Raw genomic sequence first — 16,938 nt, 5'->3', positions numbered from 1 at the left:
TTTCCACTCCCTTATGCTCTGATGCGAATTCTTCCGAGAACACCCTCCAGCTTTGCTGCCTTCTCCTCAAATTCGGCTTCGCTGATACATTCTGTTACAAAACCAAATTCCCCGGTAAGCTCTGGCACAGTGACAACCTTAGAATTTGCAAAAGTTTCCAAAACCTCCGGCAGCCTCTCTTCTCTGTTTCCCTGTATCCGGACAAAGAAGGGGTGTGTTACCTCTTTTCTGTCCACCTGCTCAAGTTCCCTGTTGCTCCAGTTCATCATAACCGTTTTACCCAGATGCTTAGCACAGTCTACCATATCTCCTGCCACAGCGCTGGCTGTAGGCAGTTTGCCTGCACCGCTACCGTAAAACATAGCGTCCCCCAGCACATTTCCATGAACAAACACAGCGTTAAACACACCGTTTACACTGTAAAGAGGACTGTCCTTTCCCAACATCACCGGGCATACCATAGCGGAAAAACGTTCCCCGTCCCTCTTGCTGTCTGCCAGGAGCTTGATGGTCATGCCCAGTTCCTTTGCATATTTCATATCCTCTGCTGTAATCTTTGTAATGCCCTCTGTATAAATATCCCGATACTTTACATGGGCTCCAAATGCCAGGGAGGATAAAATTGCAATTTTCCTGCATGCATCATAACCTTCCACATCGGCCTCAGGATTGCGCTCCGCATATCCAAGCTCCTGAGCCTGTTTTAAAACTGCGTCAAAATCAGCGCCGCTTTCTGCCATTTCCGTAAGAATGAAATTGGTTGTCCCGTTTAAAATACCGGAAATCCGATCAATCTCATCTGCTGTCAGAGAAGAGTTCAGCGCGCGGATAATGGGAATCCCTCCGCCGCAGCTCGCCTCAAACATATAGTTGACCTTCTTTTTCTTTGCCAGTTCCATAAGCTCAAGTCCATGCTCTGCCACCAGCTCTTTATTGGAAGTGCAGACACTTTTTCCAGCCTCTAAAGCACGTTTCGTAAAGGTATAAGCAGGCTCCACTCCACCCATAACCTCTGCAATAATCTGAACCTCCGGATCCTTTAAAATAATTTCATAGTCATGCACCAGAATATCCTCCACAGGATTTCCCGGAAAATCCCGTAAGTCCAGCACATATTTAATTCCAATGGCTTCTCCTGCCCGTTTTTCTATGCTTTCTTTGTTTGTTTCTAAAACTTCTACAACTCCAGAACCCACGGTTCCGTAGCCTAACACTGCTGTCTGAATCATTTTCCCTCTCCTTTGGCCTATTCTCTGCCCAGTATTTTCAAATAATGAACGCCTTCAATATGCTCAATATGATCTACCATTGCAGCCGCATCTCCCTGTGCCGGAGAAATTGCCACACTGATCGTCAGGCTGGCAATACCATTCATAGGGATACTCTGATGAATGGTTAAAATGTTCCCGTGAAAACGCGCAATCATTTTCAGCACTGCAGAAAGAAGCCCTGGCTCATCGTCCATCTGTATGATAAAAGTAATATTCTGTCCCTTTGTCTTTTCCTTAAAAGGAAAAATATCATCTTTATATTTGTAAAAGGAACTTCTGCTGATTCCAACTGCTTCCACTGCTTCCTGCACAGTTGCAAATTTCTGCACCTCCAGAAGCCGCTTTGCTTCCACTACTTTCAGAAGAACATCTGGCACTGCTTTTTCTGTCACCACAAAATATCTTCGATTATCTTCCATTATTTCCCCTTTGTTCTTTCACAAAACACATTTGTACGCCTCCAACAGATATTACCATATTTTTTTCCATACCGCAACTATTTTTCCATTTTCCCTAATGCCACCCATTTCAGATAAGCATTGATAAAGTTGTCAATATTTCCGTTCATCACAGCATCTACATTTCCAGATTCCTCATTGGTACGGTGATCCTTAACCATGGTATAAGGTTGCATAACATAAGAACGAATCTGATTGCCCCAGCCGATTTCTGTCAATTCTCCCTGAATACCGGATAGCTTTTTCTCATTTTCCTGCTGTTTTAAAAGATACAGCTTTGCCTTTAACATCTGCATGGCCTTATCCTTGTTCTGGAACTGGGAACGCTCATTCTGGCACTGTACCACAATTCCGGTAGGAAGGTGGGTAATCCGCACAGCAGAAGAGGTTTTATTAATATGCTGTCCTCCGGCGCCGCTGGAACGGTAGGTATCAATTTTCAAATCGTCCTGATTAATTTCAATATCCACATCTTCTTCAATATCCGGCATAACATCGCAGGATACAAAGGAGGTCTGACGCTTTCCTGCTGCATTAAAAGGAGAAATACGCACCAGACGATGCACCCCCTTTTCAGATTTCAGATATCCATACGCATTCTCTCCGTTTACCTGGAAGGTGACGGATTTAATTCCTGCCTCATCGCCGTCCAGATAATCCAGTACCTCTGTGGTAAATCCCTGACGGTCTGCCCATCTTAAATACATACGGTAGAGCATGCTTGCCCAGTCACAGGACTCCGTTCCGCCTGCTCCTGCATGCAGGGTCACAATGGCATTATCCTTGTCATATTCTCCTGACAGAAGGGTTTTAATACGGATATGCTCAAAATCAGCCTTAAATTCCTCCATCATTTCCTCAATATCCGGAATCACAGACTCATCATTTTCCTCATATCCCATTTCAATCATAAGCTCAATCTCTTCCTTTTGATTCTGCAGCTTATGATAAATTTCCATATCCCCTTTTAAGGCGCTTAATTCCTTCATCATCTGCTGGGAACGCTCTGCATTGTCCCAAAAGCCCGGCGCTTCCATTTCCCTCTCCAGCTCTTCTACTCTTTTTTCTTTATTTTCCAAATCCAGAGAATCCCTTACCTCTTTCAAAGGCTCTGTATAAGTATTCAGTTCTGACTTAAACGCATCTAATTCAACCACAGTTTTTCCTCCTGACTATTCTTCCTCATCTATTTCCACAGTTACCATATAAATACTCACTTGCTGCTCTATGTTCGTCACTGTTCCTGTCAGCTTTGGAAGTCTTTTCTTCAAATTGCTGGACATGGCAACTGCAGGCTTAATGGTATAATAATACATCAAGCCTGCCATAGTAGATGCCTGGTCCTCCTTTAGCTCTACCCGGTCTCCCACCTTTACCAGACCTTCTCTTTCCATTGTAAAATCCACAGTCTGCCCCACAAAAATTCCTCCTTTGCATTGACTTCCTATTACACAAGAAACTGCTGCAGTTACAGTTTCCCATACCTACAGCAGTCTTATCTGCCTGAGCTCTATCAGATTGGTTTTCTGCCGCAGCACTGTTTGTATTTCTTACCGCTGCCGCAAGGACATGGGTCATTTGGATACACCTTTTGTTCCGCTCTGTGTACCGGCTTCTTTGGTCCTGACTCATCTTTGTTGGTTCCTGTAACCTGTGCCACCTGTTCTCTCTCTACCTTCTGCTCCAGACGGACATGGTACAGAAGTCTTAATGTAGTTTCCTGAATTGCCGCAATCATGCTGTCAAACATTTCATATGCCTGCATCTTGTACTCAACCTTAGGGTCTCTCTGTCCATATGCCTGCAGACCGATTCCCTGGCGAAGCTGATCCATATCATCAATGTGATCCATCCATTTCTGATCAATGACCTTCAGAAGAATGACACGCTCCAGCTCACGAAGCTGCTCTGCTTCCGGAAACTCTGCCTCTTTTTCTTCATACAGCTTCACAGCCTCTTCCTTTAAGGACTGTTTCACCTGGTTTTTCTTCATACCCTTTACGCGCTCCAAAGATAAAGGCTTTAAAGGAATGGTTGGAAGGAGAACGGTATTGATTTCATTGAAATCCCACTCTTCCTGATCCACATCATCAGACAGGCACATATCCACTGCATGCTCTACGGTTTCGGTAATCATCTTGTAGATAGAATCTCTCATATTCATACCGTCTAAAACCATGCGTCTTTCCTTGTAAATAATCTCTCTCTGTTCATTATTTACCTGGTCATAATCCAACAGATTCTTACGGATACCGTAGTTATTTCCCTCAATCTTTCTCTGTGCCTTTTCAATGGCGCTGGTGAGCATCTTATGTTCAATCTGTTCATTCTCCGCAACACCTAAGGACTTAAACATATTCATCAGCTTTTCAGAGCCGAACAGACGCATCAAATCATCTTCCAGAGAAAGGTAGAAGCGGGATTCACCCGGGTCACCCTGACGTCCGGAACGTCCACGGAGCTGGTTGTCAATACGTCTGGATTCGTGACGCTCTGTACCGATAATTTTCAGACCGCCTGCTTCCTTTGACACCTCGTCCAGCTTGATATCTGTACCACGACCTGCCATGTTAGTAGCAATGGTAACATTTCCTGCCTCACCGGCATGTGCAACGATTTCCGCCTCTTTTTCATGGAATTTGGCATTCAATACCTGATGCTTGATACCCTCGCGGGTAAGCATGCGGCTTAAAAGCTCTGAAGTTTCAATGGTAATGGTACCTACCAGAACAGGCTGCTGTTTTGCATGGGCTTCTTTTACAGCTTCAACAACTGCTCTGAATTTTTCTTTCTTTGTCATATAAACCGCGTCTTCCAAATCCAGACGGGCAACCGGCTTATTGGTTGGGATTTCAATAACGTCCATGCCGTAAATATCACGAAACTCTTTTTCCTCTGTAAGAGCGGTACCGGTCATGCCTGATTTTTTCTTATATTTGTTAAAGAAGTTCTGGAACGTAATGGTTGCAAGAGTCTTGCTCTCTCTTCTAACCTTTACATGCTCCTTTGCCTCAATAGCCTGATGCAGACCGTCAGAATAGCGTCTTCCCGGCATAATACGTCCGGTAAATTCATCTACAATCAGAACCTCGTCATCTTTTACCACATAATCCTGATCTCGGAACATCAGATTGTGCGCCCGCAGAGCCAAAATCACATTGTGCTGGATTTCCAGATTTTCCGGATCTGCCAGGTTTTCAATATGGAAAAAGTCTTCCACTTTTTTCACACCCTGTTCTGTCAGGTTTACAATCTTATCCTTTTCATTGACAATGAAGTCTCCGGTTTCTGTAATTTCTTCGCCCATAATTGCAGTCATTTTCGTCATTTCCCCGCTGGCTTCTCCACGCTCCAACTGCTTTGCCAGAATGTCGCAGACCTCATAGAGCTTTGTGGATTTACCGCTCTGACCGGAAATAATCAGAGGAGTACGCGCCTCATCAATCAACACAGAGTCTACCTCGTCAATAATGGCATAATTTAATTCTCTCTGTACCAACTGCTCTTTGTAAATCACCATATTGTCACGAAGATAATCAAAGCCCAGCTCATTGTTTGTCACATAAGTAATATCACATGCATACTGCGCCCGTCTTTCATCGTTTTTCATATCATTCAGAACCACACCAACGGTCAGCCCCAGAAATTCATGTACCTTTCCCATCCATTCAGCATCACGGTGCGCCAGATAATCATTGACTGTAACAACATGCACACCTTTTCCCTCCAAGGCATTTAAGTAAGCTGGAAGGGTAGACACCAGAGTTTTACCTTCACCGGTACGCATCTCTGCAATACGTCCCTGATGAAGAATAATACCGCCGATAAGCTGTACCCGGTAATGCTCCATACCCAGTACACGCTTTGCCGCTTCTCTTACGGTTGCAAAAGCTTCTGGAAGAAGGTCATCTAAAGTTTCTCCCTCCTGCAGCCTGTTTTTATATTCTCTTGTCTTGCCCTGCAGCTCTTCATCGCTTAATGCCTGCATATCCGGACGAAGGGCTTCAATTTTATCCACAAGGGAGGTAATGCGCTTTAATTCCCTTTCACTGTGGGTTCCAAACATCTTTTCAAATACATTCATGACCATACTCCTAAAATCAATCCATTTTTAACATTACTATGGCTTATTGTATCACTTTCCGCCCTGTAGCACAACTAATTTTTCCTGTAAACATCGAATGTGCCTTCGCATATTCCCACACCTGGGACAGTTGTCTGCAGAACTCCTATAAAGCCAAAAAGAGCTGCCGCACCTGGTGCGGCAGCCCTGCCTCTCATTCTTTCTGCAGCAGCTTCATTTCATCTGCGCTTCTTCTTTCTGTTTACACTTTATCAGCCAAAATCCGGTTCAATCAGACCATAGGTATTTCCCTTTCTCTTATAAACCACATTGACTTCCTCTGTTTCTGCATTAAGGAAGACAAAGAAATTGTGTCCCAAAAGTTCCATCTGCACACAGGCATCTTCCGGATACATGGGCTTAAAGCCAAATTTTTTGGTACGGATAATCTTAATCTCGTTGGCATCCTCTTCATAATCCTTTTCTACAAATTCCGGCTGGAAGCCTGCACTCTGTTTTTTATCAATAATTTTATTTTTGTACTTTCTTAACTGCCTTTCAATAATTTCTTCAACTAAATCAATAGAAACATACATGTCACTGCTTACCTGTTCGGAGCGGATAATATTTCCTTTTACAGGAATGGTAACCTCAATTTTCTGTCTTTCTTTCTCTACGCTCAGTGTAACAATCACTTCTGTGTCAGAGGTAAAGTAACGTTCCAGCTTTCCCAGTTTATCTTCGACTGCGTTTTTCAGCCCCTGTGTCACTTCAATATTTTTTCCGCTTATAACAAACTTCATTATGTCCAACCCCTTTTACATGTATTTTACAAGAATGAACCTTTGGTCTTGTAATGTATTCTTATTATACCAATATTCCTTCCAACATTCAAGAGTTTTTAGAAAATTTGGAAATTGATTATATTTTGTATAACCGAATTCAACACTTCTTTTCTGATATAAGAGTACCTTCCGTTTTGCAGAATTCTCCGCCTGGGCTGGTTACTTCAGCAGCAAAAAAGCCCTGTTCCTCTCCTCTTTCCGAGAAGAAGCTCAGGACTTTCCTTGTCTGTGCCACAACAGGTCTAACGGTCCTCTTCCGTGTCTGTATGCGTCCGCTCTCCCGCAGCATTTGTATTTTCTCCTGTGTTATCCCGGTTACGCTCCAGAGAATCCTCCATATCATCTACTCCGTCACGGATATCCTCACCCAGATCTTCGATACCGTCGCCGACCGCTTCCCCGGTATCTCCTACAATCCCATCCTTGTCCCTGGTAATCTCTTTTACCATCGTCCTCTGTCCCATTCGGGGCAGTGCTATCATTGTTATTCTTATCTACAGCATTTTCTGTCCCTGTATTTTTATTGTCGTCCTTTGTCGTATTATCCTCTCCGCAGGCTGTCATGGCGCATAAGCTGGCTGCCAGAAGCAGACCTAAAGATACTTTTTTCAGATTTTTCATAAGATGTTCTCCTTTTCTTTTAAGTTCTGCTCTTAATATGTGCCAGACTATGCTTTTTTATACCAGAACCCCTAGTTGGAAGAATTTCCCTTACCTGGCAAAAAAAGCAAAAAAACTGCCAGCGGATTTCACCACTGGCAGAAAAGCCTTCATCAGCCATTGATAACATGGCTCATATTATACATGCCTGCCGGCTTTCCACTTAAGAATTTGGCAGCCTCTACAGCACCTTTGGCAAACACTGTTTTAGAATAAGCGGTATGCTTAAACTCAATAACCTCGTCCGGACCTGCAAAGATTACCTCATGTTCTCCTACAATGGTTCCGCCCCGGACTGCTGAGATTCCGATTTCCTTCTGCTCTCTCTTTTCTCTTTTCTGGCTTCTGTCGTATACATAATGATACTGATTATCCATAGCCTCATTCAGACTGTCTGCCAGCGCCAGCGCGGTTCCGCTTGGCGCATCTATTTTCAGATTATGATGACGTTCTACAATTTCCATATCAAATCCAGCCTCTGCCAGCACCTTTGCAGCCTCCTGCAAAAGCTTCAGCAGGGTATTGATACCTAAAGACATGTTTGCAGAGCGAAGAACGGCTGTTTCTTTTGCTGTTTCTGTAACTTTTTCAAGCTGCTTCTCAGAAAGTCCTGTAGTGCAAAGCACCAGGGGAAGCTTTTTTGCCTTACAGAAATCTAAAATATTATCCACTGCCTTTGCAGAAGAAAAATCAATCATCACATCTGCCTGTACATCGCAGGCTGAAATCTCTGTGAATACCGGATATGCATGGATTCCCTTATCTGCAAGATCAATTCCTGCTACAATCTCTGTTTCCTTATCCTCTGCCACAAGCCGGGAAATCACCTGTCCCATATGTCCGTTGCAGCCATTCATAATAATTCTGACCATTTTTTATCCTCTTTTCTTTTGCACATTCTTCCTGCTTACGCAAGCTTTAAACCAAATTCATCCATGGCTTTTTTCAGTTCCTCTTTGTGTCCGTCTTCCATTTCTGTAAGAGGCATTCTAAGAGGTCCTACTTCTTTTCCCATAAGGTTCATTGCCGCTTTTACGGGAATGGGGTTTACCTCTGAGAAAAGTGCATGTATGAGCGGAAGGGCATTTAACTGCATTTCACAGCTTCCCTTTACATCTCCGTCCATAAATTTTGCTACAATTTCATGGGTATATCTGGGTGCTACATTGGAAAGTACAGAAATAACACCTTTTCCGCCCAACGCCAAAAGAGGCACAATCTGATCATCATTTCCGGAGTAAATATCCAGCTTTCCTCTGGTAAGAGCTGCAAGCTGCGTGATCTGTGCAATGTTTCCTGATGCTTCCTTGATACCTACAATGTTCTCCACATGCTCTGCAAGATATGCAGCTGTTTCAGGAGTAATATTGCAGCCTGTTCTGCTGGCAACATTGTACATGATAATCGGAAGCTTCACTGCGTTTGCCACAGCTGTATAATGGGCAATCAGACCTTTCTGTGTTGCCTTATTGTAATAAGGAGTTACCAGAAGCAGACCGTCTGCGCCATACTGTTCTGCCTCTTTGGACAGATAAATAGCTGTTTCTGTGCAGTTAGAGCCTGTTCCTGCAATAACCGGAATTCTCTTATTTACCTTTTCTACCGTATATTTAATAGCTTCCAGATGCTCTTCATGGGTCATGGTGGAAGATTCGCCGGTAGTTCCGCAGATGATAACGGCATCTGTACCTTCTGCAATCTGCTCTTCCAGAATTTCTCCCAGCTTTTCAAAATTGATATCTCCGTTTTCTTTCATTGGTGTCACAATCGCCACACCTGCACCTGTAAAAATAGACATACTCTTCCTCCTTCAATAGTAATCCTGTTCTATCTTATTTCCTGCTATGAACCTGCAGTCTATTTGACTATCTCCAGAGAAACCACTCTGTCCGCGGCATTTTTTACGCCCTCTGATACCACATTTCCAGTTAGTATCAGCTCTGTTTCGTCATCTTTTTCCCGAATCAGGGAAATAACTTCCTCTTCAGTGATAATTCCAAACTCCTGGACACCCAGAATTTCGTCCAGAATCAGCATATCGCTTTCCTGAGTCAGAAGCACCTTTTTCGCAAAATTCAGACCATTGCGGATATTTTCGTTTTCTTCTTTTTTCTCTTCTTCTGTCAAATCTTCATAATATTTGTCTTTTTTCTCAAACCTGAACAAACGGACGTCCGGTTCCATGGAAGACAGATAATCCAGTCTGGACGTTTCTCTTCCTTTCAAAAACTGAATTACAATGGCACGTTTTCCATACCCTACAGCTCTGATTGCCTGACCGATTGCCACACTGGTTTTCCCTTTCCCCGGGCCGCAGTATATCTGCGTTAATCCTTTTTCTTCATACATAATACTACACCTCTTACAGACTGCCTGTTCTGTATTTGTTTTGTTTAAGAGTTGTGTATATATTACTACACCTGCGGGCATATTGCAACTAAAACAGTCCAAAAGCCAATCTAATCCGCATATTCCAGCTTACTTACAGACACCTCGTATGCCGTCCTTTTTTCGGTCTGGTTTTCCTCCAGCTTCTTAATATATTCCCTGCTCTGAATCCTGCCCCAGATTAAAACATGTCCTCCCACCTCGAAGGCAGATGCATATCTGGCATTTCTTCCCCAGCAGATGCAGGGTATGTAATCCGATTTTCCATACGGGCGGTTCACTGCCAAAAGCAAATCCGCAATTTCTCTTCCAAGGGGCGTCTTTCTGTATACCGGCGGCTTACAGATATATCCGTCCAGAAAAATCTGATTGGTTTTTATGGTATCATCTGCCTCCTCCACAAAGGACAGCTCCCTCACAAAAACAGAAAGCACCAATCGGTTTTTCTTTTCCTCATGGCGGTTATAGGAACGAAACTGTCCCTGCACCATAATATACTCACCCTCATAATCCTGTGTAACATCAACCAGACGTTCAGAAACCATGAGCGGAATCCTGTCTTCAGAATCGCTCAGCCTCTTTACCAATACGTCCACCAGATAAAAGCCTTCGCCATACACCTGATGGCTGAAGGTAAAGCCTGATGCCACCTTTCCCATAATAGACACCTGATTGTTTTCAATAATTTTATCTGCCATGATTTTTTTCCTCTCCTCTTTCTCGTATCTTGTCTGTATTATGTTTATTCCTATAAATGAGCAAATATTGAAATTTGCACAAAACTACCCTACCAGTTTCAAAACAGCTTCAAGTGACGCGCCATTTTTTATGAACTGGTGCAGATTACCGATTCGCTCTGTTTTGACTTGATCTTGAAAATACCGGTATCCTTCCTCGAAGGTATTGTATTTCCCAGAATGCATACAGCACATGTAATGAACCAATGACATGATCAGCCAATACCGCTCGATTCCCTGCCGTGAGCGGATCTGACATTTGTCCAGCGCAAGTTTGTTTTTGCTCTGACGGAAAAATAATTCGATTGGCCACCGTTCTGTATATGTGTCAAGGATTTCCTGTGTGGATATTCCGGCATTTGTGGATATAAATACCCTCAGCGATTTCGGATTTCCAAAAGCTTCCCGGGGATAGCTGATAATAACCACCGCGTTTGGAATATCATTGAGTTCTCCTTCGTAGCGATACACATAGAATTCACGGCCGCCAACGGTCACAAGGCTGACAGCACGGTCTGTTTTTCTCAAATGAAGGGCAAACTCACTGACTTTCTGGCGGATTCCGCATGGATAGATGACCCGGTTGGTCTTCAGCGCTCCAATCGTATAAAATCCTTTCCGGATAAAACTCTCCATTACCTTTACGGAGGTATACCAGCTGTCGCATAGGAAATAGGAAATCACCGGTGCCACAGGAAGTTCATCCGCAATCTCCTGGACAATCTGTATCTTTGACTTTGATTTGTCATACAGGATGTCGGCATAATTCAGTATGAGCCCATTACAGGAAAGCATGACAGAAACAATCTGATGCCCATAATCCTGACAGCCCTTTAAATGGGATTGATGAAAGTACGCCGCTTCAATTGGATGCCCGGCCTGTAACGAAGGCCTGGTATGCGAAGCAATCGTATCATCCACAATACAGAAAACAGGCTGTCCTGAGCGTTGCGCTTCCAGATAAATAACCTGTATGACGGCATTTTTCAAAGTATCCTGGAGAGCGGAATCATTCCACTTGCCGTGGTTCAGGAAATAGGCGGTTGTGGTTCTATGCTGGTTACTTACTTCGGCGAAATCTACAGTTTTCCCCCTGTAACCACGGAGGAAAACGGAAACAATGATAGTCATCAGATGGTTTAGGTACACATCGGATAAAAATAAGCCGAGTTTTAAGGTTTTAAAGTAATTGTAAATACTGTTAGAATGATGTATACTGTTTGCAACGGGCACCCCCTTGTTGTTTGAGTATGTTGTTTGTTGGTACTTCAATTATACATCATTCAACAGCGGGTGTCTTTATTTTGTGCAATATTTGGTATTTACTCATTTATAGTTTATTCAGTACTTTTCCCTTTTAGAACCTCTTTTTTTATTTTTTTGAAAAAAATTTTATTTCCCCTTTGTATTTAGAAGCAAGTGTGATAGAATGAAATCCGGATTTTACCGAAAATACAGGATTTTCCCCGGATTTTACCTGATCAAATTCTGTTTACAGCATAAAAAGAGAACCAGTTCACTAAAATCTGTTTATTAAAAGAAAAGAGGTTATTTATGAAAACAGCAAGAGAAGATATCAGAAACGTAGCGATTATCGCTCACGTTGACCACGGCAAAACCACCCTGGTTGACCAGCTTTTACGCCAGAGCGGTGTATTCCGTGAAAACCAGGCCGTGCAGGAACGGGTCATGGACTCCAATGATATTGAAAGAGAACGCGGCATTACCATTCTCTCCAAAAATACGGCTGTATACTACAAAGATACCAAAATCAACATCATTGACACACCAGGACATGCAGACTTCGGCGGCGAGGTAGAGCGTGTACTGAAAATGGTGGACGGCGTTATCCTTTTAGTAGATGCCTTTGAAGGCGCTATGCCCCAGACCAAATTCGTTCTGAAAAAAGCTCTGGAATTAGACCTTCACGTCATTGTATGCATCAACAAAATCGACCGTCCTGAGGCCCGTCCGGACGAGGTAATTGACGAAGTATTAGAGCTTCTCATGGACTTGGACGCTTCTGATGAACAGCTTGACTGTCCGTTCCTGTATGCCTCTGCAAAGGCAGGCCATGCAGTACTGGATTTAAGCGACACACCGGAAAACATGGAGCCTTTATTTGAAACAATTTTAAAATATATTCCGGCGCCAACCGGTGACCCGGAAGCTCCTACCCAGACTCTTATCAGCACCATTGACTATAACGAATATGTGGGACGTATCGGCGTAGGTAAGGTGGAAAACGGCACCTTAAGCGTAAACCAGGAGGTTGTGCTGGTAAACCATCATGACCCTGACAAAATGAAAAAGGTAAAAATCAGCAAGCTCTATGAATTTGACGGCTTAAACAAGATTGAGGTAAAAGAAGCAGGCATCGGCTCCATTGTGGCCATTGCAGGTATTGCGGACATTCATATCGGAGATACCCTATGCTCTCCTGAAAATCCGGATCCTATTCCTTTCCAGAAGATTTCAGAGCCTACCATTTCCATGAACTTCATTGTCAATGACAGCCCCTTTGCCGGACAGGAAGGAAAATTTGTCACCTCACGGCATTTAAGGGAACGTCTTATGAGAGAATTGAACACAGACGTCAGCCTTCGTGTGGAGGACACTGAAAGCACAGACTGCTTTAAGGTATCCGGCCGTGGCGAGCTGCATTTATCTGTACTTATTGAGAACATGCGTCGGGAAGGCTTTGAATTTGCTGTCAGCAAGGCTGAGGTTATTTATCAGGAAGATGAAAGAGGCAGAAAGCTGGAACCAATGGAGATTGCCTATGTTGATGTTCCCGAAGAATTTTCCGGCACCATAATCCAGCGTCTCAGTGAACGAAAAGGCGAGCTACAGGGCATGAGTCCGGCAAGTGACGGAACTACCCGTCTGGAATTCAACATTCCTTCCAGAGGACTGATTGGCTTCCGCGGAGAATTTATGACTTCTACAAAGGGTTCTGGTATTTTAAACACAGCATTTGACGGCTATGCTCCGTATAAAGGTGATATGCAGTACCGCAAACAGGGCTCTTTGATTGCCTTTGAAACAGGTGAATCTGTAACCTATGGTCTGTTTTCCGCACAGGATCGCGGAACTCTCTTCATCGGTCCCGGGGAAAAAGTTTACAGCGGTATGGTTATCGGACAGAGCGCAAAACCGGAGGATATTGAGCTGAACGTATGCAAAACCAAGCATCTGACCAATACCCGATCCTCCTCTGCAGATGAAGCCTTAAAGCTGACACCACCTAAGATTCTCAGTCTTGAACAGGCTCTGGAATTTATTGACACAGATGAACTTTTGGAAATCACACCGGAATCTCTGCGTATCCGTAAGAAAATTCTGGATTCCAGACTTCGCAAAAGACAGAATCTGAAAAAATAAAGAAAAACAACGCTGCTTCACAAAGTGCATACCGTAAAAATTCAGGAATGAACCTTGTGAAGCAGTTTTCTTTTTCTCCTCAGAAAGTTTCTCTTCTGCCCTTATATTCCTGATTCTGTAAAGGGCTTCCGCATGGCAAATTTTCTTCTTTTTGTAAATGTTATTTTTTTATCAATTTTTCTCTTTGAAATGTATAATACTTCCAGAATATTATCATTAAATCTTTTCCCTTTCTATTTTCTGATAATTTTAAATTTAACAATCTTTTTTCTTTATATACTCAGCTGTATATGATAAAATAAACATACACAGAACGACTTTTACATTTCCCTTTTTACTGAATTTTTATATTGACAAATATTTAACAACGAGATATAATAACCTCAACATTTGTTAAATAATTGTCAATGCTGCGGGAAATGAAAAGTTTCCTGTTATGCAGCACACTGTATCAGAATTATTATTTTAAGGAGGATTTCCCATGGCTAAAAAACCAGAAACAAAAGTACCGGAAACCATTAACAGTGTAGAAGCTCTTCAGGCAAAAATCTCTGCTATGAGAGAAGCCCAGAAAAAATTTGCCACCTTTACTCAGGAACAGGTAGATAAAATCTTTTTTGAAGCTGCTATGGCAGCCAATAAAATGCGTATTCCTCTGGCAAGGCTCGCCTGCGAGGAAACCGGCATGGGCGTATTGGAGGATAAGGTTATCAAAAACCATTACGCAGCAGAATATACCTATAATGCTTATAAAAGAGTCAAAACATGCGGTGTTGTAGAACAGGATACCTCCTATGGAATTAAAAAAATTGCAGAACCTGTAGGCGTTGTAGGCGCTGTTATTCCTACAACAAACCCAACCTCTACTGCTATCTTTAAATGTCTTATCTGCTTAAAGACCAGAAACGCTATCTTAATCAGCCCTCATCCACGTGCAAAGAAATGTACCACAGAGGCTGCCAGAATCATTCTGGAGGCTGCTGTAAAGGCAGGTGCACCGGAAGGCATTATCGGCTGGATTGAAGAACCTACCATTGAGCTTTCCAACGAACTGATGAAATCTGTTGACGTAATTCTGGCAACCGGTGGTCCCGGCATGGTAAAAGCTGCCTATTCCTCCGGAAAACCGGCCATTGGCGTAGGTCCCGGAAACGTACCGGTGATCATGGACAGCTCCTGTGATGTACAGACTGCTGTATACTCTGTCATTCATTCCAAAACCTTTGACAATGGTATGATTTGTGCTTCTGAACAGTCTGTCACTGCAATCGCTGATATTTATGACAGCGTAAAAGCTGAATTTATCAAACGCGGCTGCCATGTATTAAACAGCGAAGAACTGGATAAGGTTCGTAAAATTATCCTCACAGAGGCAGGTACGGTAAATGCAAAAATCGTTGGACAGCCGGCTGCTGTTATTGCAGAAATGGCGGGCGTTACTGTTCCGGAAAACACAAAAATCCTCATTGGTGAGGTTACCTCTGTAGATATTTCCGAACCTTTTGCTCACGAAAAACTTTCACCGGTTCTGGCGCTTTACAAGGCAAAGGATTTTGACACTGCTTTGGATATGGCTGACCAGCTTGTAAAGGACGGAGGATATGGACATACCGCTTCTATTTATGTACATCCGTCACAGACAGAAAAACTGAACAAATTTGCTGACCGCATGAAAACTTGCCGTATTCTGGTGAACACACCTTCCGCACAGGGTGGTATCGGTGATTTATACAACTTCAAACTGGCTCCTTCTCTGACACTCGGCTGCGGTTCCTATGGCGGAAACTCTGTTTCTGAAAACGTAGGAGTGAAACACCTGTTAAACGTGAAAACAGTTGCCGAAAGGAGAGAAAACATGCTTTGGTTCAGAACACCGGAAAAGGTTTACTTCAAAAAAGGCTGTCTGCCTGTTGCTTTAGATGAACTTAAAAACGTATATGGTAAAAAGAAAGCCTTTATTGTAACAGATACCTTTTTATACAACAATGGCTACACAAAACCGATTACAGATAAGCTGGACGAAATGGGCATTACTTATGACTGCTTCTTCGAGGTTGCCCCAGATCCCACCTTACAGTGTGCGAAAAAGGGTCTGGAAAAATTAAATGCTTTTGCACCGGATACCATTATTGCCCTGGGCGGCGGTTCTGCTATGGACGCGGCAAAAATTATGTGGCTGATGTATGAACACCCGGAATGCAATTTTGAAGATCTGGCAATGGATTTCATGGATATCAGAAAAAGAGTCTATGTATTCCCGAAAATGGGCGTAAAAGCCATGATGGTCGCTGTTCCTACTTCTTCCGGTACCGGTTCTGAGGTGACGCCGTTTGCTATTATCACAGATGCAGAAACAGGAACAAAATGGCCCATTGCAGACTATGAATTAATGCCGAACATGGCAATCATCGATGCAGATTACATGATGGGACAGCCAAAGGGACTGACAAGCGCTTCCGGTATTGACGCTCTGACCCATGCCCTTGAAGCCTATGCTTCTATTATGGCAACCGACTACACAGACGGCCTGGCATTAAAAGCTGCCAAATTAATTTTTGACTACCTGCCGTCTGCTTATGAAAAAGGCGCTGATGACCCTATTGCAAGAGAAAAAATGGCAAATGCTTCTACCCTTGCAGGTATGGCCTTCTCCAATGCATTCCTGGGTGTATGCCACTCCATGGCGCACAAACTGGGCGCTTATCATCACCTGCCTCACGGCATTGCAAATGCACTGCTCATTGAACATGTGATGCGTTACAACGCAGACCCGGCTCCAGTAAAAATGGGAACCTTCTCCCAGTATCCATATCCTCACGCAAAGGAACGATACTGTGAAATGGCTCGTTTCATTGGTATCCAGGGCAAGAATGATGACGAAGTATTTGAAAACTTTATTAAAGCCATTGCGGAATTAAAGGCAAAGGTTGGAATCAAAAGAACCATTAAAGAATACGGCGTTACAGAAGAAGACTTTATGGCAACCCTGGACGAAATGGTTGAAAATGCATTTAATGACCAGTGTACAGGCGCAAATCCAAGATATCCTCTTATGAAGGAAATCAGGGAAATCTACCTGAAAGCTTATTATGAAGGCTAAGATGCCACAGAATAAAAGAAATAACAAAAAGG

14 protein-coding genes are annotated in these 16,938 nt (G+C 43.2%); 2 read left to right on the top strand and 12 right to left on the bottom strand.

What is annotated here, in order from left to right; all coding sequences use genetic code 11:
* Window positions 1-11: 11 nt before the first annotated feature.
* From DQQ01_RS03760 to DQQ01_RS03700, 12 genes are all read right to left on the bottom strand, one after another.
* Window positions 12-1,229 carry a homoserine dehydrogenase gene (locus tag DQQ01_RS03760; protein WP_111918529.1) on the bottom strand — a complete coding sequence of 406 codons (1,218 nt, stop codon included), beginning with the start codon at window positions 1,227-1,229 and terminating at the stop codon, window positions 12-14.
* 17 nt (window positions 1,230-1,246) lie between these two features.
* On the bottom strand, window positions 1,247-1,690 hold the full coding sequence (locus tag DQQ01_RS03755) for an ACT domain-containing protein (RefSeq protein WP_111918527.1): 444 nt from the start codon (window positions 1,688-1,690) through the stop codon (window positions 1,247-1,249).
* A gap of 77 nt (window positions 1,691-1,767) precedes the next feature.
* Complete coding sequence (gene prfB, locus DQQ01_RS03750; RefSeq protein ID WP_111918525.1) at window positions 1,768-2,886, bottom strand: peptide chain release factor 2; 1,119 nt, start codon at window positions 2,884-2,886, stop codon at window positions 1,768-1,770.
* A gap of 15 nt (window positions 2,887-2,901) precedes the next feature.
* Window positions 2,902-3,147, bottom strand: a complete 246-nt coding sequence (locus DQQ01_RS03745; RefSeq protein WP_111918523.1) for a hypothetical protein — start codon at window positions 3,145-3,147, stop codon at window positions 2,902-2,904.
* Between the two features lie 95 nt (window positions 3,148-3,242).
* A complete protein-coding gene (secA, locus tag DQQ01_RS03740; protein WP_111918521.1) occupies window positions 3,243-5,813 on the bottom strand; it encodes a preprotein translocase subunit SecA in 2,571 nt (856 codons plus the stop codon).
* 251 nt (window positions 5,814-6,064) lie between these two features.
* Complete coding sequence (gene hpf, locus DQQ01_RS03735; RefSeq protein WP_111918519.1) at window positions 6,065-6,595, bottom strand: ribosome hibernation-promoting factor, HPF/YfiA family; 531 nt, start codon at window positions 6,593-6,595, stop codon at window positions 6,065-6,067.
* 284 nt (window positions 6,596-6,879) lie between these two features.
* Window positions 6,880-7,086, bottom strand: a complete 207-nt coding sequence (locus tag DQQ01_RS03730; protein WP_111918517.1) for a hypothetical protein — start codon at window positions 7,084-7,086, stop codon at window positions 6,880-6,882.
* 324 nt (window positions 7,087-7,410) lie between these two features.
* Complete coding sequence (gene dapB, locus DQQ01_RS03720) at window positions 7,411-8,169, bottom strand: 4-hydroxy-tetrahydrodipicolinate reductase (protein ID WP_111918513.1); 759 nt, start codon at window positions 8,167-8,169, stop codon at window positions 7,411-7,413.
* A 35-nt stretch (window positions 8,170-8,204) separates the two neighbouring features.
* Window positions 8,205-9,095, bottom strand: coding sequence for a 4-hydroxy-tetrahydrodipicolinate synthase (gene dapA, locus DQQ01_RS03715; protein WP_111918511.1), 891 nt, complete (start codon window positions 9,093-9,095; stop codon window positions 8,205-8,207).
* A 59-nt stretch (window positions 9,096-9,154) separates the two neighbouring features.
* Window positions 9,155-9,646 (bottom strand): cob(I)yrinic acid a,c-diamide adenosyltransferase, encoded by a 492-nt coding sequence (locus DQQ01_RS03710; RefSeq protein ID WP_111918509.1) that lies wholly within the window; start codon window positions 9,644-9,646, stop codon window positions 9,155-9,157.
* Window positions 9,647-9,756: 110 nt separating this feature from the next.
* Entirely contained in the window at window positions 9,757-10,383 is a 627-nt protein-coding gene (locus DQQ01_RS03705; RefSeq protein ID WP_111918507.1) for a single-stranded DNA-binding protein, read from the bottom strand.
* Window positions 10,384-10,467: 84 nt separating this feature from the next.
* Entirely contained in the window at window positions 10,468-11,553 is a 1,086-nt protein-coding gene (locus tag DQQ01_RS03700; RefSeq protein WP_111917880.1) for a transposase, read from the bottom strand.
* 423 nt (window positions 11,554-11,976) lie between these two features.
* On the opposite strand from DQQ01_RS03700, the gene typA reads away from it, so the two are divergent.
* The gene (gene typA, locus DQQ01_RS03695) at window positions 11,977-13,806 is read left to right on the top strand and encodes a translational GTPase TypA (RefSeq protein ID WP_111918505.1); all 1,830 of its coding nucleotides are present in this window, start codon (window positions 11,977-11,979) and stop codon (window positions 13,804-13,806) included.
* Between the two features lie 481 nt (window positions 13,807-14,287).
* The gene (gene adhE, locus DQQ01_RS03690; RefSeq protein ID WP_111918503.1) at window positions 14,288-16,906 is read left to right on the top strand and encodes a bifunctional acetaldehyde-CoA/alcohol dehydrogenase; all 2,619 of its coding nucleotides are present in this window, start codon (window positions 14,288-14,290) and stop codon (window positions 16,904-16,906) included.
* Window positions 16,907-16,938: the final 32 nt, after the last annotated feature.

Origin of the sequence: Blautia argi, from assembly GCF_003287895.1 — a bacterium.
GTDB classification, from domain to species: domain Bacteria; phylum Bacillota; class Clostridia; order Lachnospirales; family Lachnospiraceae; genus Blautia; species Blautia argi.
This window is presented reverse-complemented; position numbering and strand designations above follow the sequence as displayed.

What these genes read in the sequence shown, in the direction of transcription:
- DQQ01_RS03760 (WP_111918529.1), bottom strand. Translation starts at nt 1,229, where the DNA reads ATGATTCAGACAGCAGTGTTAGGCTACGGAACCGTGGGTTCTGGAGTT.
- DQQ01_RS03755 (WP_111918527.1), bottom strand. Translation starts at nt 1,690, where the DNA reads ATGGAAGATAATCGAAGATATTTTGTGGTGACAGAAAAAGCAGTGCCA.
- secA (WP_111918521.1), bottom strand. Translation starts at nt 5,813, where the DNA reads ATGAATGTATTTGAAAAGATGTTTGGAACCCACAGTGAAAGGGAATTA.
- hpf (WP_111918519.1), bottom strand. Translation starts at nt 6,595, where the DNA reads ATGAAGTTTGTTATAAGCGGAAAAAATATTGAAGTGACACAGGGGCTG.
- DQQ01_RS03730 (WP_111918517.1), bottom strand. Translation starts at nt 7,086, where the DNA reads ATGGTAAAAGAGATTACCAGGGACAAGGATGGGATTGTAGGAGATACC.
- dapB (WP_111918513.1), bottom strand. Translation starts at nt 8,169, where the DNA reads ATGGTCAGAATTATTATGAATGGCTGCAACGGACATATGGGACAGGTG.
- dapA (WP_111918511.1), bottom strand. Translation starts at nt 9,095, where the DNA reads ATGTCTATTTTTACAGGTGCAGGTGTGGCGATTGTGACACCAATGAAA.
- DQQ01_RS03710 (WP_111918509.1), bottom strand. Translation starts at nt 9,646, where the DNA reads ATGTATGAAGAAAAAGGATTAACGCAGATATACTGCGGCCCGGGGAAA.
- DQQ01_RS03705 (WP_111918507.1), bottom strand. Translation starts at nt 10,383, where the DNA reads ATGGCAGATAAAATTATTGAAAACAATCAGGTGTCTATTATGGGAAAG.
- DQQ01_RS03700 (WP_111917880.1), bottom strand. Translation starts at nt 11,553, where the DNA reads ATGACTATCATTGTTTCCGTTTTCCTCCGTGGTTACAGGGGGAAAACT.
- typA (WP_111918505.1), top strand. Translation starts at nt 11,977, where the DNA reads ATGAAAACAGCAAGAGAAGATATCAGAAACGTAGCGATTATCGCTCAC.
- adhE (WP_111918503.1), top strand. Translation starts at nt 14,288, where the DNA reads ATGGCTAAAAAACCAGAAACAAAAGTACCGGAAACCATTAACAGTGTA.